At 73.2% G+C, this 21,328-nt stretch carries 19 protein-coding genes; 12 read left to right on the plus strand and 7 right to left on the minus strand.

The features are described 5' to 3' along the window. Positions 1–50 precede the first annotated feature (50 nt). Entirely contained in the window at positions 51–347 is a 297-nt protein-coding gene (locus BMY07_RS15590) for a WhiB family transcriptional regulator (protein ID WP_092778800.1), read from the minus strand. Between the two features lie 217 nt (positions 348–564). Here BMY07_RS15590 and BMY07_RS34985 point away from each other — a divergent pair, with 217 nt between their 5' ends. The 5 genes from BMY07_RS34985 (at position 565) to BMY07_RS15615 (ending at position 4,357) form a co-directional block, all read left to right on the plus strand. Further along, a complete protein-coding gene (locus BMY07_RS34985) occupies positions 565–891 on the plus strand; it encodes an STAS domain-containing protein (RefSeq protein WP_218150673.1) in 327 nt (108 codons plus the stop codon). Between the two features lie 195 nt (positions 892–1,086). Next, positions 1,087–1,560 (plus strand): ATP-binding protein, encoded by a 474-nt coding sequence (locus BMY07_RS15600; RefSeq protein WP_245782406.1) that lies wholly within the window; start codon positions 1,087–1,089, stop codon positions 1,558–1,560. Positions 1,561–1,606: 46 nt separating this feature from the next. Then, the gene (locus tag BMY07_RS15605; protein ID WP_092778805.1) at positions 1,607–2,953 is read left to right on the plus strand and encodes a PP2C family protein-serine/threonine phosphatase; all 1,347 of its coding nucleotides are present in this window, start codon (positions 1,607–1,609) and stop codon (positions 2,951–2,953) included. A gap of 7 nt (positions 2,954–2,960) precedes the next feature. Further along, on the plus strand, positions 2,961–4,010 hold the full coding sequence (locus BMY07_RS15610; RefSeq protein WP_092778806.1) for a cobalamin B12-binding domain-containing protein: 1,050 nt from the start codon (positions 2,961–2,963) through the stop codon (positions 4,008–4,010). Next, positions 4,007–4,357 (plus strand): STAS domain-containing protein, encoded by a 351-nt coding sequence (locus BMY07_RS15615; RefSeq protein ID WP_092778807.1) that lies wholly within the window; start codon positions 4,007–4,009, stop codon positions 4,355–4,357. Before BMY07_RS15610 ends, BMY07_RS15615 begins: the two co-directional genes overlap by 4 nt. A 96-nt stretch (positions 4,358–4,453) precedes the next feature. Here the strand turns inward: BMY07_RS15615 and BMY07_RS15620 are convergent, their stop codons facing one another. Next, entirely contained in the window at positions 4,454–4,864 is a 411-nt protein-coding gene (locus BMY07_RS15620; RefSeq protein WP_092778809.1) for a DUF3040 domain-containing protein, read from the minus strand. A gap of 133 nt (positions 4,865–4,997) precedes the next feature. Beyond that, positions 4,998–6,992, minus strand: coding sequence for an acyl-CoA dehydrogenase family protein (locus tag BMY07_RS15625; protein ID WP_092778814.1), 1,995 nt, complete (start codon positions 6,990–6,992; stop codon positions 4,998–5,000). 97 nt (positions 6,993–7,089) lie between these two features. Between BMY07_RS15625 and BMY07_RS15630 the strand changes: the two genes are divergently transcribed. Both BMY07_RS15630 and BMY07_RS15635 read left to right on the plus strand, forming a co-directional pair. After that, positions 7,090–8,100, plus strand: coding sequence for a PHP domain-containing protein (locus BMY07_RS15630; RefSeq protein ID WP_092778815.1), 1,011 nt, complete (start codon positions 7,090–7,092; stop codon positions 8,098–8,100). 54 nt (positions 8,101–8,154) lie between these two features. Then, positions 8,155–8,589, plus strand: a complete 435-nt coding sequence (locus tag BMY07_RS15635; protein ID WP_092778816.1) for a MarR family winged helix-turn-helix transcriptional regulator — start codon at positions 8,155–8,157, stop codon at positions 8,587–8,589. On the opposite strand, the gene BMY07_RS15640 is transcribed toward BMY07_RS15635, so the two are convergent. The 4 genes from BMY07_RS15640 to BMY07_RS15655 form a co-directional block, all read right to left on the minus strand. Further along, entirely contained in the window at positions 8,564–9,058 is a 495-nt protein-coding gene (locus BMY07_RS15640) for an AAA family ATPase (protein WP_245782407.1), read from the minus strand. The genes BMY07_RS15635 and BMY07_RS15640 overlap by 26 nt on opposite strands. A 101-nt stretch (positions 9,059–9,159) precedes the next feature. Beyond that, positions 9,160–11,553, minus strand: coding sequence for a transglutaminase TgpA family protein (locus tag BMY07_RS15645; protein ID WP_245782408.1), 2,394 nt, complete (start codon positions 11,551–11,553; stop codon positions 9,160–9,162). Beyond that, on the minus strand, positions 11,550–12,815 hold the full coding sequence (locus tag BMY07_RS15650; RefSeq protein WP_092778817.1) for a DUF58 domain-containing protein: 1,266 nt from the start codon (positions 12,813–12,815) through the stop codon (positions 11,550–11,552). The genes BMY07_RS15645 and BMY07_RS15650 overlap by 4 nt, the downstream gene beginning before the upstream one ends. A gap of 9 nt (positions 12,816–12,824) precedes the next feature. Then, positions 12,825–13,961, minus strand: coding sequence for an AAA family ATPase (locus tag BMY07_RS15655; protein ID WP_177215595.1), 1,137 nt, complete (start codon positions 13,959–13,961; stop codon positions 12,825–12,827). A gap of 760 nt (positions 13,962–14,721) precedes the next feature. On the opposite strand from BMY07_RS15655, the gene mraZ reads away from it, so the two are divergent. From mraZ to BMY07_RS15685, 5 genes are all read left to right on the plus strand, one after another. Continuing rightward, complete coding sequence (gene mraZ, locus BMY07_RS15660; protein ID WP_092778820.1) at positions 14,722–15,153, plus strand: division/cell wall cluster transcriptional repressor MraZ; 432 nt, start codon at positions 14,722–14,724, stop codon at positions 15,151–15,153. 247 nt (positions 15,154–15,400) lie between these two features. Further along, complete coding sequence (gene rsmH / locus BMY07_RS15665; protein ID WP_092779148.1) at positions 15,401–16,357, plus strand: 16S rRNA (cytosine(1402)-N(4))-methyltransferase RsmH; 957 nt, start codon at positions 15,401–15,403, stop codon at positions 16,355–16,357. 779 nt (positions 16,358–17,136) lie between these two features. Further along, positions 17,137–17,724, plus strand: a complete 588-nt coding sequence (ftsL, locus tag BMY07_RS15670) for a cell division protein FtsL (RefSeq protein WP_092778823.1) — start codon at positions 17,137–17,139, stop codon at positions 17,722–17,724. A 1,073-nt stretch (positions 17,725–18,797) separates the two neighbouring features. Further along, positions 18,798–18,944, plus strand: a complete 147-nt coding sequence (locus BMY07_RS34355) for a hypothetical protein (RefSeq protein WP_177215596.1) — start codon at positions 18,798–18,800, stop codon at positions 18,942–18,944. 275 nt (positions 18,945–19,219) lie between these two features. Then, positions 19,220–21,076 carry a peptidoglycan D,D-transpeptidase FtsI family protein gene (locus BMY07_RS15685; protein WP_245782409.1) on the plus strand — a complete coding sequence of 619 codons (1,857 nt, stop codon included), beginning with the start codon at positions 19,220–19,222 and terminating at the stop codon, positions 21,074–21,076. The last annotated feature ends 252 nt before the right edge of the window (positions 21,077–21,328 follow it).

Consider the following 21,328-nt stretch of genomic DNA (forward strand, 5'->3'; position numbering starts at 1 on the left):
TGCGTCCGGCTGTGGAGCCTTCAGCGGTGGTGCGGCGGACCGCACCGCGCTCAGGAAACCCTGAGCGCCCGCCTGCGCTGCGCGATCAGCGTGCGCCGCTCGCCCTCGCCCATGGCACCCCAGATGCCGTAGGGCTCCTGCACCGCCAGCGCGTGCTCCCGGCACTGCGCCAGCACCGGGCAGGCGCGGCAGACGGCCTTGGCGCGCTCCTCGCGGGCGTGCCTGGCCGGGCCGCGCTCGGCGTCGGGGTGGAAGAACACCATGCTGTCCGCGCCGCGGCAGGAGCCGTTGAGCTGCCAGGCCCACTCGTCGGAGACGGGCTTGGGCAGGCGGGTGATCTCGGCCATGACGCTTACCTCCTCGGTGCCCGCTCCGCACAGCGGGTTCGACCGGGAACTACCCCGGCCCTCGACCGCCGAAACGGTCTGTGCGGACGGGCGTGGAACAGGCCCCAACGAGCACCGGGTGGGCGGCGCGCCACCCCGGTTGGCAACTACTGTGACGTCGGCGTGGACGGCCTGCGCGCGAGCGCGGCGACACGGCCGCGGTGAGGAAGGACCGATAGTGGAGATCAACAGCGAGGGCACCGACCCGGTCGTCGTCTCGGTCACCGGCGAGGTCGACCTGGCCACCGCGCCCCAGTTGGAGCAGGCCCTCGACGCCGCGCTCGGCCAGGACGGCGGGACCGGCGTGCGCGTCGACCTGTCCGCGGTGGAGTTCATGGACTCGGCGGGCCTGCGGGTGCTGGTCGCCGCGTTGCGCAAGGCCGAGGACAGCGGCCGGTCGCTGGTGCTCGACGCCCCGCACGAGCGGGTGCGCCGGATCATCGAGATCACCGGGCTGGCCGAGGTGTTCGGCCTGGCCGGGTCGCAGGGCCAGGGCACCGCCTGATCGGCGGTTGATTCACCCGGTCACCGCCTGGGTACCTCACCCGGCGTGAAGGCAGAGGTCACAGGCTTGGTGGCCGGTTCCCCCGGGAGCACGAGAAGTGGCGGGGTCGGACCGGTGCGCAGGGGCACCAGGGGTCCGGTGGCAACGCGGTATCGACGGCGCGCTGGTCGCGCTCGAGGGGTGGTGGCAGGTGACGTGAGCGAGTCGGCGAACACCGGTAGGGTGCGCCAACTGGCCACCCGCCTGCCACCGGCGAGTACCTCCGCGGGCGAGGCCCGCGACTTCGTCAGCGCCGCCCTGCGGTCGTGGTCGGTGGCCGAGGACCTGGTGTCCGATGTGGTCCTCGCCACATCGGAGCTGGTCACCAACGCCATCGAGCACAGCGCGGGCGAGATCCGGGTCGAGCTGTCGCTCACCGGCGGGCGGGTCCTGCTGCGGGTCGGCGACGACGCCGACACCCTGCCGGTGCGCAAGGCGCCCGACCTGCTCTCCGAGCGCAGCCGCGGGCTGACCATCGTCATCGCGCTCAGCGAGTCGTGGGGGCACGAACCCGACGGGACCGGGAAATGGGTGTGGGCGGAGTTCGGCGAGGTCAGTGTGCCCGTCGGCGGGGGAGTCGCGGCGACGCACCGGGAGTCGGCGGCATCGTTGCCGCTGGACAACCAGTAGACTGGACCGGGTCCGCAACCCCCAGAACGGAAGCGTGGCGTGATCCATGTCCGGACCGAAGCAGGCCGCTGAGCCGACCGCGGCGGGAACACCTCCGCTCGGCGCGCACACCGCGCACGAGCCGACCGAGCAGCAGCTGCTCGCGCAGGCCCGGCAGCGGGCCGCGCTCGCGGGGGAGATCACCACGCAGCTGGCCGGGTCCCTGAACCTGCGCCGCACCATCCTGCGGCTGTTCGCGCTGATCACCCCGGACCTGGCCGACTGGGCGATGCTCGCCATGGCCGACCACCGCAGCGACCGGCTCGCCATCTACGGCGGCGCGGAGCACACCTTCGCCACCAGCGTCGACCGCTCGGTCGTCGAGGACCTCGGCGTCGGCCGGGTGCTGCGCTCGGGCCGCAGCGAGCTGCTGCACGTCGCGCTGGACGAGGACTACGCGGACGGCCTCGACAGCATGATCCCGCACGACAAGCTGCGCCACGAGGCCACGTCGCTGCGCCCCGCCGACGTGCTCGGCCTGGCGCTGACCGCGCGCGGCACCACCGTCGGCGTGTTGGTGATCGTGCGCGGCGCGGGTCGAGGCTTCCCCGAGGACGACGTCGCGCTGGCCGAGCAGATCGCCGGGCGGGCCGCGATGGCCCTGGACTCCGCCCGGCTCTACGAGGACCGCACCAGGGTCGCCTCCGTGCTCCAGGCGGGTCTGCGCCCGCCGACGCTGCCCAGGGCGGCGGGGCTGCGGCTGGCCGCCCGGTTCCGCGCCGCGGCGGAGCACCTCGACATCGGCGGCGACTTCTACGACGTGCACGGCTCCGGCCGCGACTGGGTGCTGGTCACCGGCGACGTCTGCGGCAAGGGCGTCGAGGCCGCCGTGCTCACCGGCCGGGCCAGACAGAGCATCCGGACCGCCGCGCACTTCGACCGCAGCCCGCACAGCGTGCTCGCCGCGCTCAACGCCGTCCTCTACGACGAGGAGTCCGACAAGTTCGTCACCGCCGTGTGCGCCAGGGTCCGCCCCGCCGAGGACGGCCGCTCCGCGCGGGTCGACCTCGCCGCGGCGGGCCACCCGGCGCCGCTGGTGCTGCGCGCGGACGGCACGGTCGAGCAGGTCATGGTCGGCGGGACCGTCGCGGGCGTGCTGCCCGAGGTCGGCTACCTGGAGAACACCATCCACCTGGCCTCCGGCGACACGATGCTGATGTTCACCGACGGCATCTACGAGGCCCGCGGCGCCGATGGCTTCTACGGGATGGACCGCCTCGTCGCGCTGCTGCCCGCCTACGCGGGCGCCGGGCCGGAGGCGGTCTGCGAGGCCGTGGAGCAGGACGTGGTCGAGTACCTGGCAGGCCGGTCGCACGACGACATGGCCCTGTTCGCGGTCTCGTGCGGAAGGTAGCCCGCCGGTGACAGGCGGAGTTCTCGACCCGGTCGTCGACGGTCTTGCCCGGTTCGACGGCGCGCTCGCCTCGGTGGACGTCGACGCCGCCGTCGACGTGGTGGAGGAGCTCGTCGCCGCGGGCGTCGACCCGATCACCGTGCTGGTGGACGTGATCGCCTCCGCGCAGCGCACCGTCGGCGAGCGCTGGCAGCGCGGCGAGTGGAGCGTCGCCGAGGAGCACGCGGCCACCGCGGTGTCGGTGTCGGCGACCGAGGCGGTCGCCCGCTGGGTCCGCCGCATCCCGGCCACCCGCGGCCGGGTCGTGGTCGCCTGCGCCGAACGCGAGTGGCACGCCCTGCCCGCGATGATCGTCGGCACCGCGCTGCGCGCCGAGGGCTGGGACATCACCCTGCTCGGCGCCTCCACCCCGCCCGCGCGGCTGAGCCAGTACCTGCACGACCTCGGGCCCGACGCCACCGCCGTGAGCTGCTCGGTGCTCGGCGCGCTGCCCACCACCCGCCGGTTCATCGAGGCCAGCACCGACGCGGGCATCCCGGTCGTGGTCGGCGGGTCCGCGTTCGGCGGCGACGACCGGCGCGCGGTCGCCCTCGGCGCCACCGCCTGGGCCTCCGGTGCCCGCGAGGCCGTCGCCGCGGTGCGCGCCCTGCCCACCGTGGTCGCCGCGGTCACGCCGCTGTCCAGGCCCTCGGCCGTCGAGCAGGCGACGCTGGAGCTCAACCACCGGCGGCTGGTCACCGGGCTGCGCGAGGGCTGGTCGCTGGCCGCGCAGATCGTCACCACCGAGCGGCTGCCGCTCGACAGCGTCCACTCGGTGGCCGCCGACGTGGTCAACCAGGCCTACCACGCGGTCAGCGCCGCCCTGCTCACCGACGACCCGCGCACCATCTCCGACACGGCCGCCTGGGTGGCCGACCTGCTCGCCGCCCGCGCCGTCGACCCCGCCCTGGTCGGCGAGCTGGGCAGGCTGCTGATCAAGGACCTGCGCGACTACCCCATCGCCCGCTCCCTGGTCCAGCAGCACTGGACAGACCCCATCACGACTGGACCCCGATGACCGAGTTCGCCCACACCACCGCCACCGACCAGGACCGCGCCACCATCACCGTCACCGGGGAACTCGACACCCACACCTCGGTCGAGTTCAAGCGTGCCCTGCTCGCCCTGGCCGACAGCTACGACGAGGTGGTCGTCGACCTGTCCGGCCTGGAGTTCATCGACTCCAGCGGGCTGAGCGCGTTCATCGCCGCGCACAAGCGCACCCTGGTGCGGGGGAACAAGGTGCTGCTGGACAAGGTCCCCGGCTTCCTGTCCCGCATCCTCGCCGTCACCGGCCTCGCCGAGATCATCCACGTCATCGGCGACACCGACCTCCCGTTCGCCGAGCGGTCGGCCGCCGAGTAACCGACAGCGGTGCTCGCAGGCACCGTCCCCGCAAAACGGCTCAGCGCCGACTCCCTGGAGCGGGCGTCGGCGCTTGTGCCTTGGTGGGGATGGGGGTTAGTGCTCTTCGTCGAAGCGCTTCTTGAAGCGCTCCTCCATGCGTTGTGAGAACGAGCTCCTGCGGTGGTGGGCGGTCGCGCCGCCCCCGCCGTGGGAGGACTCCTGACCTGGCTCCGGTTCGGAGCCGCCCTGGCGCAGCGCGGTCAGCGTCAACAGGGCGCCGACGAACATCACCAGGAAGCCGAGCAGGCTCACCACGGGGATACCAGCCGGTTTGAACGGCAGCATCACACCGAGCACGAGGAGGGCGACGCCCAGGACGAACAGGGCGATGCCTTGCAGCCTGCGCCGCCGGGATGGCTTGCGCAGGCGGGCACCTCGGACGGTGGAGGCGAACTTGGGATCCTCGGCGTAGAGCGCGCGCTCGATCTGGTCGAGCAGTCGCTGCTCGTGCTCGGAGAGTGGCATGCGTTCCTCCTCCGGCACAGCGGTCGCGGGCGCCGGGCGATCACGGTTGCCGCCGGACCCGGCGGGCACCCCTCGGTGGAGGTGTCGCCTCCAGGATACGGGGCGTTTCCCCCCGCGACTACCCGATCCCGGATCACGACGCGGTCGCTGAGTCGGAGTCCTCCTTCCGGGGTAGTCCTGCCTGGTGGCGTTCGCGCCGCGGGTCCTGTCGATCACGCTCGGCGCCCAGTGCGATCGGCGCCGCGATCACCGCGTCCGGGATGGCGAACGCCTCGACCAGGATCCCCGCGTGCGGGCGGAGATCGCGGCAGAGGTCGTTGACCGCCCCGGTGACGGCCTTGGCCCGGCTGGTGCTGATCCGGCCGTGGCCGAGGAACCAGTCCAGGTCGGACTCCACCGAGCTCAGCACGTGCAGGTCGCACACGCGACCGAGCAGCGCGGCGGCGCCCGGGTCGGCGCAGCGGTCGATGGCGGCGACGAACGCCTCCAGCACGATCCGCTCCACGTGCACCCTGGCCGCCCGCAGCACGTGGTCCTGCGCGGCGTTGAACACCTCGAACGCCGACTCGCCCGGCTCGCCCGCGCGCCGCAGCCTGCGCGCCAGGGTGTCCAGGACGTGCTTCTCCCGGTCCTCGAACAGCCGCAGGTGCCACCCGCGGTCGAGCAGGTCGGCGTCCTCGTCGCGGGTGACGGCGCTGACGAGGCGTTCGATGAGGGAGCGGGCCGCGGTGCGCTCGATGACGGTGCCGACGAACTGGTCGGCGATGAACCTGGCCATGCCGACGCTGCCCAGCTCGTGCAGGTCCTGCTGGTAGCCGGTGAGCAGGCCCTTGGCGACCAGTTGGTAGAGGACGGTGTTGTCGCCCTCGAACGTGGTGAACACGTCGGTGTCGGCCTTGAGCTGCGGGAGCCGGTTCTCCGCGAGGTACCCGGCGCCGCCGCACGCCTCGCGGCAGGTCTGGATGGCGCGGGTGGCGTGCCAGGTCGCGGCGGCCTTGATCCCGGCGGCCCGCGACTCGAGTTCGCGCTGTCCCCGCTCGTCGATGTCGCCGTCGTGCAGCGTGGCGACCAACTCGGCCTGGGCGAAGTGCAGCGCGTAGGTCGTGGCGAGCGCGGGCAGGAGTTTGCGCTGGTGGGCGAGGTAGTCCAGGAGCAGGACCTCGCCGCCGCCGTCCGGGGCGCGGAACTGGCGGCGGTCCAGCGCGTAGCGGACGGCGATGGTCAGGGCGCTCTTGGTGGCGCTGCCCGCCGCCCCAGCGACGCTGATCCGGCCGCGGATGAGGGTGCCGAGCATGGTGAAGAACCGGCGTGAGTCGCTCTCGATCGGGCTGGAGTACGTGCCGTCCTCGGCGACGTCGCCGTACCGGTTGAGCAGGGCCTCGCGCGGGACGCGGACCTGGTCGAACCAGACGCGCCCGTTGTCCACGCCGTTGAGCCCGGCCTTGCGGCCGCAGTCCTCGATGGTGATCCCCGGCAGCGGCTTGCCCTCGTCGTCGCGCAGCGGCACGAGCAGCGCGTGCACCCCGCGTTCGGCCCCGCCCGCGTCGAGTTGCGCGAACACGACCGCGATCCGGCCGTCCCGCGCGGCGTTGCCGATGTAGTCCTTGCGGGCCGACACGTCCGGGGTGTTGACGACGAACTCGCGGCTGTCGGGGTCGTAGGTCGCGGTGGTGCGCACGTGCTGGACGTCGGAGCCGTGGCCGGTCTCGGTCATCGCGAAGCAGCCGGGCAGGCCGAGGTCGATGATCTCGGGCAGGTACCGGTCGAGGTGGCGCCCGGTGCCCAGCGCCTCGACCGCGCCGCCGAACAGGCCCCACTGCACGCCCGCCTTGACCATCAGCGACAGGTCGCCGAAGCCGAGCATCTCGAACGAGGTCAGCGACCCGCCGACATCACCCCCGCCGCCGTGGCTGGTGGGGAAGCCGATCCTCGGGTAGCCGGACTTGGCCAGCTCGTGCAGCTCGGCCAACACCTGCTCGCGGTGCTGCTCGGTGCTGAGGTCGTGGGTCGCGGGCGAGGGCAGCGCGGCCATGCGGAGCCGCGCCTCCCGCCGGATGTGCGCCCACCGGCCGTCGAGGACCTCGGTGAGGACGCCTGCCGCGACGGGGTCGATGGCCGGGACGGGCATGCTGCCTCCTCGTGCGGTGGGGTTCCCCGACGCTAGTCCGGCCCGCCCGCGCGCGCCGGTTGTGCGGGAACGCGCCCGGTGCGCTACCTATGGGCGCATGGACCCCGTGGCGGCGTTGAAGCAGATCGCGCTGTACCTGGAGCGCGCGGGTGAGGCGACGCAGAAGGTGCGCGCGTTCCGGCGGGCCGCGGCCAAGGTCGCCGAGATCGATCCCGACGAGCTCACCGCCAGGGCCACCGCCGGGACGCTGACCGACCTGCCCGGGATCGGCAACTCGATCGCGCTGGTCATCGCCGAGTCGGTGATGGGCGGCGAGCCCAGCTACCTGCTGAACCTGATGGAGAAGCAGTCCGCGCCGGTGGCGGGCGGTGGCGCCCTGCGCGCGGCGTTGCGCGGCGACTGCCACACCCACTCCGACTGGTCCGACGGCGGCAGCCCCATCCGGGAGATGGCGGAGGCGGCGATCGCACTCGGCCACGAGTGGATCGCGCTCACCGACCACTCGCCGCGGCTGCGCGTCGCCAACGGCCTCAGCGCCGAGCGGCTGCGCCGCCAGCTGGAGGTGGTGGCCGAGCTGAACGTGGAGCTGGCGCCGTTCCTGATCCTCACCGGCATCGAGGTCGACATCCTGCTCGACGGGTCGCTCGACCAAGAGCCCGAGCTGCTGGCCCAGCTCGACGTCGTGGTCGCCAGCGTGCACTCCAAGCTGCGGATGCCCCGGGCCGAGATGACCGAGCGGATGCTCACCGCGGTGGCCAACCCGCACGTCGACGTCCTCGGGCACTGCACCGGGCGGCTGGTGGTCGGCAAGGGCAGGCCGGAGTCGGAGTTCGACGCGGCCGCGGTGTTCACGGCGTGCGCCGAGCACGGGGTGGCGGTGGAGATCAACTCGCGCCCGGAGCGGCTCGACCCGCCGCTGCGGCTGCTGCGCGCGGCCGTCGAGCACGGCTGCCGGTTCGCGATCGACACCGACGCGCACGCCCCCGGCCAGCTCGACTGGCTGCCGCACGGCTGCGAGCGCGCCGAGCTGTGCGGCATCGGACCGGAGCGGGTCATCAACACCAAGACCGCCGACGACCTGCTCGCCGACCTCGCCGCGCGCGGTTAAACCGGCAACAGGGGACCGGCCGCGCGCCCGCCCACGTGTGCGAGAGTGGTGCGCATGGCGCTGCGGCAGGTGGACGAGGTTGCCGAGACCGAGGTGGCCGCGCGAGCCCTCGGCCTGGTCCTCACCAGGGCGAACACCGACGTCTACCCCAGGGTCCCGCCGATGCAGCTGCGCGCGCTGCACTTCGTGGAGTCCCTCGAACCGGTCAACCTGACCCGGCTGACCGAGGAACTGGGCACCATCCCGTCCTCCACCAGCCGGCTGTGCGACCGCCTGCAGGCCGCGGGTCTGCTCGACCGCCGCCCCGCCACCACCGACCGCCGCGAGGTCGAGATCGTCCTCACCGTCACCGGCCGCGAACTCCTCGACCGGCTGCGCGCAGCCCGCCGAGCCGACCTGGCCGAGGTCCTCGCCGCCATGCCGCCGCAGTCGCGGGCCGCGCTCCTGCACGGCCTGCGCGAGTTCACCGCCGCGACGCACCGCCGCTGACCAGCTCGGCCAGGCGGGCGACCACCTCGTCGAGCGGCGCCCGGGTGTCGATCTCGACGGTCGCCGAGGCACGCAGGAGCGGCTCGACCTCGGCCGTGTCCGCGGCGATCCTGGCCCGCTCCTCGGGGGTCTTGCCGTACGGGTTCGTCTCGCGGGCGGCGACGCGTTCGAGCATCACCGGCAGCGGCGCGGAGAGCAGCACGACCTCGGCGAACCGGGGGTAGAACCGGGCCTGGTTGAGCACCGTCCCGGCGATGACGAGCGGCTCACCGGACCGCTCGTGCTCAGCGATCAGCGCGTCGATCCGCTCCTCGCGCCACTGCGGCTCACTCGTGCCATCCGGCAGCGGGAGATCCGCGACCCAGCCCCCGTGGTCGGTGTCGACCACCCGGTACCCGAGCCGCGCCAACCCACCCAGCGCGGCCGACTTGCCGACACCGGACATGCCCGTCACCAGGACCACGGCCACGTTGATCTCCACACCCGTTCTGAGCAGCTCCCGATGCACAGCCTATCGAGGCGGGGCGACAGGACGCGGTGTGTGCGGGGGCGGCCTGTGGACAACTCGTCCTAGTCCGGTTTCTTGGACTTGCGCTGCGGGGACACGACCGACCGGGGCAGCAGGCGTCCCTTCCAGTCCAGGGGGGAGGACTTGCGCATGCCGGACACGACCTCGTCGAACGCGCGGCCCAGTTCCGGGTCGCGTTCCGCGTGACCCCCGTACCAGGACCGCTCGACGGAGTTGACCACCGTCCGCAGGGCCTGCTTCGAGCCGTCGTCCAGGCTGTGCTCCTTCGCCAGGCGGCGGGCGGCGGTGCGGACGGTGTCGGTGTCCGAGGTCTCCGCGCCCCGGTCCCAGGACTCCGCCATCAGCTCCGTCCACGCCGCGGTGGCCGCGTCCTCGCTGGACAGGGCGGTGCGTCGGCGTCGGCGGCGCTGGTCGCGGACCGTGGCGGGGATGGCGGAGAGGGCGAGGACCACCAACAGGGCGCTGAGCCACCACGACAGCAGGGACAGCAGGAACACGCCCGCCCCCAACACCGCGACGATGGCGAACGGTCTGGCCGCGGGCCTGCCCCCGGCCGTCGCGAGGATCGACAGCAGGACCGCGACGATGCCCAGGCCGATGCCGGTCCAGGCCTGCCACGGCCACGCCGAGTCGGTCGAGCCGCCCGGGCCGAGCCTGCCCGCCTGCTGGTCCGGGTCGGGCCGTTCACTGCGGGGGGCGGCGGTAGTGCTGGCCGAGCCCGTGGGGACGGTTTCCGTGGTGATGCTCGTCGACGGGCGGGTGCTGGTGTCGGAGCTGACGTAAGGGGGCTCGTAGGCGCGACCGTCAGCGAGGGGGGTGGGGTCGAAGGTGACCCAACCTTGGCCGGGGAAGAAGACCTCGACCCACGCGTGGGCGTCCTGCGTGGTGATCGACCGGTAGTCGCCGGACAGGAAGCCCGCCGTGTAGCCGATGGCGACACGGGACGGGATGCCCGCCGCGCGGGCCAGGATGGCCATGGCGGAGGCGTACTGCTCGCAGTAGCCCACCTTGGAGTTGAACAGGAACTCCTTGAGGGCGTTCTCGTCGCTGGTGAGCGCGGTCTGCGTCTTGTACTGGAAGCCGTTGGTGGTCGCGAAGTACTTCTGCAGCGCCATCGTCTTGTCGAACACCGACTGCTGGTTGTTGGTGAGCAGCTTGGCCAGCGTCACCACCTCGGCGTCGATCCCGTCCGCGGACAGGTACACCGGGTCGATCTCGTCGTAGTCGGTGCTCGTCAGGCGCAACTGGTCGGCGCTCGGCTGGGTCAGGTCGGCGTCCTCGACGTACCGGTCGAGCTTGCGCATGCTGTGCGAGAACACCATGCCGCCCGCCTGGTCGTAGAACATGCCCTCCGGCAGGTCGCGCAGGTTGCGGGGGGTGCCGTAGACCGGCGCCCACAGGTCCTCGTAGTTGACCGGCTCGATCTCGATCCTGGTGACCTCGCCCTGGCCGTCGTCGCCCGGCGCGAGCGGCAGGGCGAGCCCGGCGGGGACGTTGTTGGGCAGCGCGTCCGCGGCCACCCAGCCACCGTCGCGCTCGTAGCGGGGCAGGGTGATCGCGCGCAGGTAGCGGCTGTCGTTGCCCAGACCGCGCACCCGCAGCAGCTCCACGTTGCTGCCCTGGTCGAGCATGCCGCGCAGCTTCGTGAACGGCTTCAACGCCAACCCGCCGCCGCTACCGCCGCCGTTGCCGCCACCGGGCAGGCTGCCGACGGTCCCGATCCAGGTGATCAGCGTGCCCGCGAGCAGACCGAGCACCAGCGCGGACGAGACCATCGCGACCGGCGACCCCACGCCCGTGCCCGTGGTGGGCAGCGCGGGCCGGTTGCGCCACAACCGGTGCCGGTGCGTCCCGTCGACCGCGAGCAGCGCCGCGAACGAACTCGCGCCGAGCACGAACGACCACCAGGGCAGCAGCTCGTCGGCCAGCGAGGCGGGCACCGCGTACACGCACAGCAGCACCAGGCCGCACGCCGCCGGGGCGCCCGCGGCCACCGCCAGGGTGTCGACCAGCACCGCGACCAGCCCGATCGCGATCACTACCAGGCACAGCACCGGTCTCGTCTCGGCCACCGGCGGCACCCCCGTGCGCACCGCCTCCACCGAGTCGCTGAGCACGGACCCGAGGTCGTCGAGCGCGTCCGGGCCGGGGAAGATCCCCAGCACCCCGCTGTCGGTGAACAACGCGACCAGCAGGAACAGCAATCCCACCAGCTGCGCCACCCCGACCAGCAGCGTCGGGACCCGCATCGCCCGCAGCCCCAGGCCGATCGCGGTCACCACGATCACCGCGACACCGGCGTGACCCAGCCACCTCGCGCCGGAGATGACCCCCGACAGCGCCGTCGACGCGCACAGCGTGGTCACCGCCGCCACCACCGGGGTGACCGTGGTCGACCATTGCGCCCGCACGGCGGGCGGCGGCTGCTCACTCATGTCCCGGCTCCCGCGATCATCGTGTCGCCGCGCCGGTTGCCGGTGCGGCAGACCCCGGCCCACACCTGGGTCATCGGCACGTCCGGCCGCGCGATCGTGACCCCCCACCCGGCACCCGCGAGCAGGCTCGCCGCCGCCGTCGGGTCCACGTCCGGGCCGTCGCCGGTGCCCCACGCCGGGGTGTCGAGCAGCACCGCGAGGCTGCGCGTGCCCCGGGTGCGGTAGCGGATCAGCTGGCTGACCGACTCCGGCGTCGCCGCGCCGAGCACCGCGATCAGCTCCTGGCCGTGCCCGGGATCGGCCGGGCACGAGATGTCGCGCTGGTGCACCGGCTGCAGCGCGGCCAGCGCGTCGAGCACCGCGGTGTCGCTGTGCGCGCCGTCGCCCGCGTCGCTGACCAGCACCCCGCCGGTCTCGGTGACCAGCCGGATCTGGTGGCCGTGGCGGTGCAGGTGCACGCACACGCTCGCGGCGAAGGACACCGCCCACTCCAGGCTCGACCCGGCGCCCGCGCCGCGGTGCCCGGCGACCCTGCGGTCGAGCAGCACGGTGGTGCCGCCGCGCCACGGGCTCTCCTCGACCCGCACCATCATCTCGTCGCGCTTGGCGGTCGAGCGCCAGTGCACCTTGCGCAGGTCGTCGCCCTGCCGGTACGGCCGGACCACCGCGTCGTCCTCGCCCTGGCCCGCGTTGAGCCGCACGGACCCGTCGTCACCGGAGCCGAGCCCGGACCCGCCCGGCACCCCGGCCAGCCGCACCACCCTGGGCACGACCACCATCCGGGACGTGCCCGCCAGCTCGCGCTCGAACTCCGCGAGCCCGAACGGGTCGGTGACGGTCGCCTTCAACGGGCCGATCTGCTGGATACCGCGCAACATCGGTTGCAGCGTGTATCGCAGCTGCGTCCCCGTGTGGCGGGGCAGGTGTTCGATGAGGAACCGGGGCTTGCCGCCCAGCGCGTACGGCACCCCGTCGGAGACAAGCAAACCGACCGTGGGCAGCCTGCCGGTGCTCTGCACAGACAGCGCCACCTCCGCCCGACCCCCCACTGGGACCCGGACAGGGGAGATGTGTCGCTGCGCCCGTAAGCCCACCCGGGACACGGCAGTCACCACGCACACCAACAGCGGTAGCGCGACCACGAACACCGACACGCGCATCAGGTCGCGCTCGTTGAGCACGACCGAGCACACCGCGGCAGCGAGCCCGGCCGCGATCAGGCACCGTCCTCGGGTGGTCAGTCCCGACAGGGCTCCGGGCATCCGATCCCCCTAGCGCCCGCGCGGTCCGGTCCACGGCGCGCCACCGGCGTCCGGCGTGGCCTGCGGCACCGGGACCCGCTGCAGCAGACCCCGGATCAGGTCGGCGGGGGAGCGGCGCGAGGCCTGGGCCTCCGGGGTGAGCACCAGCCGGTGCGCGAGCACCGGGACGGCCACCACGTGCAGGTCGTCGGGCACCACGAAGTCCCGGCCGGACAGCGCGGCCTGCGCGCGGGCCGCCCGCACCAGGTGCAGCGTCGAGCGCGGCGAGGCACCGATGCGGATCTCCGAGAGCCGCCGGGTCGCCGACACCAGCTCCACGGCGTAGCGGCGGACCTCCTGCGCGATCTGCACCGAGCGCACCGAGTCGATCAGCCCGCGCACCTGGTCGGCGTCGGACACCGGGCGCAGCGTCGCCCACACGTCGCGGGCAGCGTGCTCGTCGACCATCGCCAACTCGGCCTGCGGGTCCGGGTAGCCGATAGACACCCGCGCGGTGAACCGGTCGCGCTGGGCCTCGGGCAGGGCGTAGGTGCCCTCCATCTCGATCGGGTTCTGCGTCGCGATCACCATGAACGGCGAGTCGAGCGGGTAGGTGTTCCCGTCGACGGTGACCTGGTGCTCTTCCATGCACTCCAGCAGCGCCGACTGGGTCTTGGGCGAGGCGCGGTTGATCTCGTCGCCGACCACGATGTTGGCGAACACCGGCCCGGACCGGAACTCGAACTCGTTGGTCTGCCGGTTGAAGATGGACACCCCGGTCACATCGCTTGGCAGCAGGTCCGGGGTGAACTGGATGCGGCTCACCGTGCAGTCGATCGACCGGGCCAGCGCCTTGGCCAGCGAGGTCTTGCCGACCCCCGGCACGTCCTCGACCAGCAGGTGGCCCTCGGCGAGCAGGGTGACCAGCGCGATGCGCACCACCTCGGGCTTGCCGACCAGCACCCGCTCCACGTTCTGCGCGATGCGCTGCGCGGTGGCGTGCAGGTCGTCGAAGCGGCCGGGCTGGCGCTGCTGGGCCTGCTCGTGCGGCGCTGGGTGGGCGCCTGGCTGGGCCGGGTACCCCCCGTTGTGCCCCGCGTACGGCTCGCCGCCGGGGCCTCCGTACGGGTTGCCCGGCAGGGCGGCATGCGGGGTGCTCGACGTCACGCGACCTCCTGGTGTTCCTCGGCGGCTGACCGAAGTTCTTCGGCGCCGACCGCCTACCGCCGCCACCGGTGTTCCGGGCGCGGTCGGGCTCGGCGCGCGGCCCCCCACGTGCTCGCCACCACATCGGCGTGGCCGCGACAGCCTGCCACGGAGTGTGTCAAACGAGGGCGAAGTACCCAACGCCTTCCACTGGGGTGACCGCGCGACGGGTGGCCATCGCCCCGGCTCGCGCCCAAGGATAGGCCGCCGCGCGGCCGTGCGGTCACGATCGTGTCCACGCCCGCGACGTGCTGTTGTGGATCTTGTCACGGCACCGGTGCGCGGGTCGGCGGTGGCCGCCCCGCGCACCGGGCCGCCGCCGGGGCCCCAGCGGCGGCGATGACGGTCGGTGATCGGTCGGCGACACCCCGAGCGGTACCCGAACGGGTGAGCACGGCCGCGTTCCCCACCGCGCCCCACCGGAGCGCTCCCACCGCCACCACAACGCCCCACGCAGGGCTTTGACATGCGGTTCGGGCCGGATAGCGCGCCCGATTTATCCGTTATAACGGCATGGGCGCGATGGTGGGACCCGGTCGTGCCCCCACCGCCCCCCACATCCACCCCAGCGGCTCTAGCTGCGAAAACGCCGAACCGGCCGGTCCGAATCCCGCGCGATTCGCGTTGACTGTGGTGAAAAGTGGGGTACTGTGGCGCCAAGTGGGGCAGACGGGGGCCCCACGACCGATCCGACCGGTTCGGTGGGAGGTGGGTGTGGCGGATGTTCCTCGGCACGCACACCCCCAGGCTCGACGACAAAGGGCGGCTCACGCTGCCCGCCAAGTTCCGGGAAGCGCTCGCGGGTGGGTTGATGGTCACGAAGGGTCAGGATCACTGCCTTTACGTGTTCCCACGCGCGGAGTTCGAGGAGATGGCACGCAAGGTCGCCGCGGCACCCCTGACGAACGAGGCGGTCCGCGCCTACCAGCGGTACCTGTTCGCCGGAACCGACGAGCAGCGACCGGACGGGCAGGGGCGGGTCGCGATCGCGCCTGAGCTGCGCAAGTACGCGGGGCTCAGCAAGGACTGCGTGGTCATCGGCGCGATCACCAGGTTGGAGATCTGGGACGCGCAGGCGTGGCAGACCTACCTGGACGAGCACGAGGACAGCTACTCCCAGGCCCGGGAGGAGGTCCTGCCCGGCGTGTTCTGACGCGGAGCGCGGGGCGCGGGTGCCGTGAGGCCTCGGTCCGCTCGCCTTCGGCCCTGGCACACCTTCCCCGGTGCCAGGTCCGACGAGCGGGCGGGGACCTGGCGGCACCCGGTGCTCATTTCGGGCGGGGTGACCTGGTGCGGAGAGGGGTGGTTGCCATGGCGGCGCGGCGCGCGTCCGGTGTGGCTGGTCGCGTGCGTGGGGCCGGTATGTGCGGGACCCGGGTGTGCTGGTCTGGGGTGTGCCGGTGACGGATCGACCCAGCCACGAGCCGGTCCTGGTGCGGCGGGTGCTGGAACTGCTGCACCCGGCCATCGCCGACCGCCCCGCCGTCCTGGTGGACGCCACCCTCGGCCTCGGCGGGCACTCCGACGCCCTGCTCTCGGCCCACCCCCGGCTCACCCTGATCGGCCTGGACCGCGACCCCAACGCCCTCGCCCTCTCCGGCGAGCGCCTGGCCCGCCACGGCGACCGGGTGCACCTGGTGCACACCGTCTACGACGGACTCCCCGAGGCCCTGGTCGGCCTGGGACTGTCGCGTGTGGATGGCGTGCTGTTCGACCTCGGCGTGTCCTCGATGCAGCTGGACGTGGCCGAGCGCGGCTTCGCCTACGCCAGGGACGCGCCGCTGGACATGCGCATGGACCAGACCACCGGGCAGACCGCGGCCGACGTGCTCAACGGCTACTCGGTGGGAGACCTGGCCAGGGTGCTGCGCGAGTACGGCGAGGAGCGCTTCGCAGGCCGCATCGCCCGCGCCGTGGTCACCGAGCGCGAGCGCGAGCCGTTCACCACCAGCGCCCGCCTCGTCGAACTGCTCTACGACGCGGTCCCCGCCGCGAGCAGGCGCACCGGCGGCCACCCGGCCAAGCGCACCTTCCAGGCGCTGCGCATCGAGGTCAACGCCGAACTCGACGTGCTGCGCCGCGCCATCCCGGCCGCGCTGACCGCGCTGTCGGTCGGTGGCCGGATCGTGGTCGAGGCCTACCAGTCGCTGGAGGACCGCATCGTCAAGCGGGCCATCACCGAGTTGGCCAAGTCCACCGCGCCGCACGGGCTGCCGGTGGAACTGCCCGAGCACGCCCCGCAACTGCGCCTGCTCACCCGCGGCGCCGAGGTGGCCGACGAGACCGAGGTCGCCGCCAATCCCCGCGCGCAGTCAGTCCGGCTCCGCGCCGCCGAACGCGTCCGGGAGGCACCGTGACCGCCCCACCGAGCAGCACCGGCCGCCTGCCCACCCAGTCCCGCCACCCCACCCCCGACGACGACACCCCGGAGGGCGGCGCCCCCGCCCGCGCGGGGCGGTCGCCCCGGGCACGGCGCGGCTCGGTGCGCGACCAGCGCGAACCCGGCCAACAGCGGGAAACGACCCGGTCCGACGAGGACGACCGGGGTGTCGGTGCGGAACATGGTGAATCGGTGACCGGTAGAGCACAAGCACGGCAAGACCCCATCCCCCCGGACGCGGACGGTCCCACCCAGACCGCCCGCACCCTCGGCACACCCCCCAGGCGAACCCCCCGTTCGACCCGGACCACGACCGCCGACCAGGAGACCTCCGGCTCACCCAGCCGCTCCCGCCGCCGCTCGCCCGGCACGGACCCCGACAGCCCCGGCTCGACCGGCCGCCGCCGGTCTGCCGGGTCGGACGCTGGGACTTCCGGGCGCGCGGCTTCCGGTCGTCGGTCGACCGAGGCTGATCTCGACGGGTCCGGTTCCGGTGGTCGTCGGTCGGCTCGGGCTGACGGGGATGGCTCGGGGCGGTCTGTTCGTGGTGCGCGGAGCACGGTGCCCACTGGCCGCGCGGCCCGCAAGAGCCGGGCAGCCCAGTCCACTGTGGAAACCCCAGGCCAGGTCGGCTTGCTTGAGACGCCGCCCAAGCCGCGACGAGCTGTTCAGCGACCGCGTACGGCCGCCGCGGAGCGCGCCTACGCGCGGCGGGCCCAGCGTGAGGGGGTCCGCCCGCACACATCGTCGGCTCGGGTGGCCGAGGAGGCCAGCGCGGGCCGGGCGTCGTTCGTGGTCCTGATCATCGCGCTGCTCGCCGTCGGTGTGGCGACGACGCTGTGGTTGACCACCCAGGCCATCGCGGACTCGTACCGCCTGGAGGGCGCCAAGCGCGCGGCGGGTGAGCTCGCCGAGCAGGCGGCCCTGCTGCAGCAGGAGGTCACCCAGCAGGAGGCCGCCCCCGCCCTCGCCAAGCGCGCCCAGGACCTGGGCATGGTCCCCGCGGGCGACGCGGCCTGGCTCAGGCTCAAGCCCGACGGCACCGTCGAACTGGTCGGCACCGCCAAGCCCGCCACCCCACCAGCCGACCCAGCCCCACCCGCGGCCACCCCCACCCCCACTGACCCCACCCCACCCGCCGCGGACGGCACCACCCCACCCGCGGGCCAGGCACCCCCCGGCGGCACCACCACCGGCCAGCCCGCCGCAGGCCAACCCGCCCCCGGAGCCGAACAGCCCACCCCAGCCGCGGGCGTGGCCCAGGCAACCCCCCTGAGCCCCAACCAACCCCGCATCGACCCCGCCGAAGGCCACACCACCCCACCCCCGGGCGGAGCAGGCTGATGCCACCCCGCCGCTCGGCGACCACCGGCCCGGGGTCCCCCCGGACCCAGGTAACCCGACCCCGGCGGACCTCAGCCCACACCCGGCCTGCGGACCCGGACCACGACACCACCCGCCCCCCGGAATCCCCCACCCCCACCCGGGCGGTGGGCTCCGGCCACGACACCAGCCGCTCGGCCCTTGGCGCTGCCATGGCCCGTACGCGCGAGGGTGATCGCCTCGGCCCCCGCAACGGGTTGATCGACTCCCAAGCCATCTCCACCCGAGCGGTAGGCCACCGCAGGCCAGAACCTCCCGTTGAGTCTGCGGATGTCTCCGGAAGCCGGCCGCACCGGCTAGTCCGGACGCGGGCAGTCAGGGCGCGAGTCCCCGTAGCGACGGGTTGGCGGATGTCGTTCCGCGCTGCGCATGGAGAGCCGAGCGGAGCGCGCGCCGATGTTGTCCAGGTTGTGCTCTCTGGCCTCCTGATCTGGGACGGGCTTTCCAGGGACGTGCGCCCCGTGGGTCAGCTGCCGTGTGGTCATCCCGCGGGCGACGAGACCGAGGGTGGCGATCGGGCACCTCGGGGGAAGCGCGGCGGCGATGTGCCGCGGGGTGAGGACGCGGAAGGTGGTCTGGAGTCCCGGAAGTTGCCTTGGGGGGCGGCTGTGAGGGCTGAGCGCATCGAGAGCGTGGCGTCAGTGATGCGGGGGAGTGCGGCCAAGAGTTGTGCTGCGGGCTCCGCGGCGGACTGGGTGTGCCAACGGACGATGGACGCGGGAGTGGTGGAGAACCGCGTGGCGGGGGTGAGGGCGGCGTGAGTGACGTGCGGCGAGGTGGCGGTTCGGGGGACGGACGGGATGGCGGTCGGGCGCTGTCTCGTGGGGATGGCCGCGGGGATGCAGGTGCTCGGCGGGCTAGCGGCGCGAGCGGCGGTCGTGACAGTGGCAAGGGGCCGCGTCTGGGAGATAGCGGCACAGGTGTGCGGCGGGGCGGGGGAGTGAGCGATGGTCGGGAGCCGCGTGGTGGAGATGCGGGTGTGCGGCGAGGTAGTGGCATGAGTGGTGGGCGGGACGGTGGTGGGGAGCTGCGCCGTGGGGACGGGAGTGCTGCTGGTGGGCGGCGGAGCGGTGATGGGAGTGCCGCCGCGGGCGGGCGGCACGGCGGCGGAGTGGGTGGTGGTCGGGAGTCGCGTGGTGGGGATGGCGGCGGTGCTGGTGTGCGGCGGGGGAGTGGCGTGAGTGGTGGGCGGGACGGTGGTAGGGAGCTGCGGCGTGGTGATGGGGGTGCCGCGGGTGGGCCGCGGGGTAGCGGGATGAGTGGTGGGCGGGACGGCAGTCGGGAATTGCGTCGGGGGGATGGGGGCGGCGCGGGGCGGGGTGGGGCGCGGGATGTGCGTCGCGGGGATGGTGCTGGGGGTGTGCCGCGGGGCGGTGCTGGTGGTCGAGGTGGGGGTGCGCAGGCGGGGCATGCTCGGGGGAAGGGCAAGGGGGCGAAGCGGCGGGGTGTGTCGCCGATGCGGTTGCGGCGGGTGACCAAGCGGTCGGCCGGGACCGACCACCGGGTGCGGGTGGTCGTGGTGCGGTTCCTGTTGATCGCGTCGCTGGTGGCGGCCGGGTTGAAGCTGGTGCAGGTCCAGGGGTTCGAGGCGGAGGCACTCGCGGCCCGCGCGGAGCGGCAGCGGCTGCTGAACCTGCCCATCCCGGCGACCCGGGGCTCCATTGTGGACCGCAACGGGGTCGAGCTGGCGTTCAGCGTGGACGTGAAGGCCCTGGCCTACCGGCCCGCCGCGCAGCGCAAGGCGTTGGAGGAGTTGGCGGCCAAGAGCAAGGCGAAGGACGTGGTGACCTTCGACGAGGAGACCGCGTCCATCGCCGCCGACATGGCCAGGGTGCTGGGGTCGCAGGTCTCCGAGCAGGACCTGCTGACCAAGCTGCGGTCGGAGGACAAGTTCACCTACCTCGCCACCGATGTCGAGCCCGCCAAGGCGCGCGAGCTGGTGGCGCTGCACGGCTCGCTCAACGTCGAGGACCGGGCCAAGCGCGAGTACCCCGGCGGCTCGCTGGCGGCCAACGTGCTCGGGTACGCGAACTGGCGGATGGAGGACCCGGAGCAGAAGAAGCACAGCCTGCACGGCCTGATCGGGCTGGAGATGCTGCGCGACAACGACCTGTCCGGCACGCCGGGTGTGCAGGTCGTGGAGACCGCGAGCGGTACCGACGTGGTGATCGTCGGCGCGCCCAACAAGGTGCAGCCCGCCGTCAACGGGTCCGATGTCGAGCTGACCATCGACGCCGACCTGCAGTACTTCGTGCAGCAGAAGGCCGCCGAGTTCGGCAAGCGCAGCCAGGCCAAGAGCGTCAGCGTCGTGGTGCTCGACGCCAAGACCGGCGAGATCTACGCCCTGGCCAACGACAAGACCTTCGACCCGAACGCACCGGGCGGCCTGGACCCCAAGCTGCTCAACGACGCCGCGGTCACCACCCCGTACGAGCCGGGCTCGGTCAACAAGATCGTCACCGCCATGGGCGCGATCGAGTACGGCATCACCACCCCGGACGCGGTGCACTCGGTGCCCGGCTCCGTCCAGGTGGCCGACCGGACCGTCAGCGACGCCTGGCCGCACGGCCGGATCAACCTGACCACCACCGGCGTCTTCGCCAAGTCCTCCAACGTCGGCACGCTGATGCTCGCCGACCAGATCGGCCAGGACCGCTACGCCGCGCTGCTGGACAAGCTGGGCATCGGCAAGCGCACCGGCGTCGGGCTGCCCGGCGAGAGCCCGGGCAGGCTGCTGCCGCGCAACCAGTGGTCCGGCAGCACCTTCGGCAACCTGCCCATCGGCCAGGGCCTGTCGATGACCGTGCTGCAGATGGCGGGCATGTACCAGGCCATCGCCAACGACGGGGTCAGGGTGCCGCCCAGGATCGTGCGGGCCAAGATCGCCCCGGACGGGACGAGGGTGGAGGAACCGCGCCCGGAGGCGGTGCGCGTGGTGAGCCCCGAGACCGCGCGCACGACCCGCGACATGCTGCGCGCGGTGACGCAGAAGGCGCCCAACGGCAACAGCGGTACCGCACCCGCCGCCGCGGTGACCGGGTACCAGATCTCCGGCAAGACAGGCACGGCGCAGCAGTTCGACCAGGCGGCGGGCCGCTACAGCGACTCCAAGTACTGGATCACCTTCGCCGGGATCCTGCCCGCCGACTCGCCCCGGTTCGTGGTGGGCATGGTCTACGACACGCCCTCGTACTCCACTCCGGACGGTCACTCCGCCGCGCCGTTCTTCCACGACGTGGCCGCGTTCCTGACCCAGCGCTACTCCATCCCCCTCTCCACCGAGGCGGCGCCGGTCGTCCCGCTGGTCAGGTAGCGGATCGCGCCGGGGTCGTCCGCTGAGGACGGTGTGCCGGGGCGGGCCCGGCGACCACCCGGGCCCGCCCCGCTTCGGTGCGCGCCGTGCGCGCTGGATCGTGGTGAACACAAGTTCGACGGTACGCCGATCGCAAGGCCTGTGACCTGCGAAAACGATGACCACCCGATCGTGTGACCGGACCGGGGTCGGTGCCGGGTGGCGATCACTGTGCGCTCACCTACCGCATACCGCCGGGGTCCCGCGATCGAG

The organism is Actinokineospora terrae (assembly GCF_900111175.1).
Lineage (GTDB): Bacteria > Actinomycetota > Actinomycetes > Mycobacteriales > Pseudonocardiaceae > Actinokineospora > Actinokineospora terrae.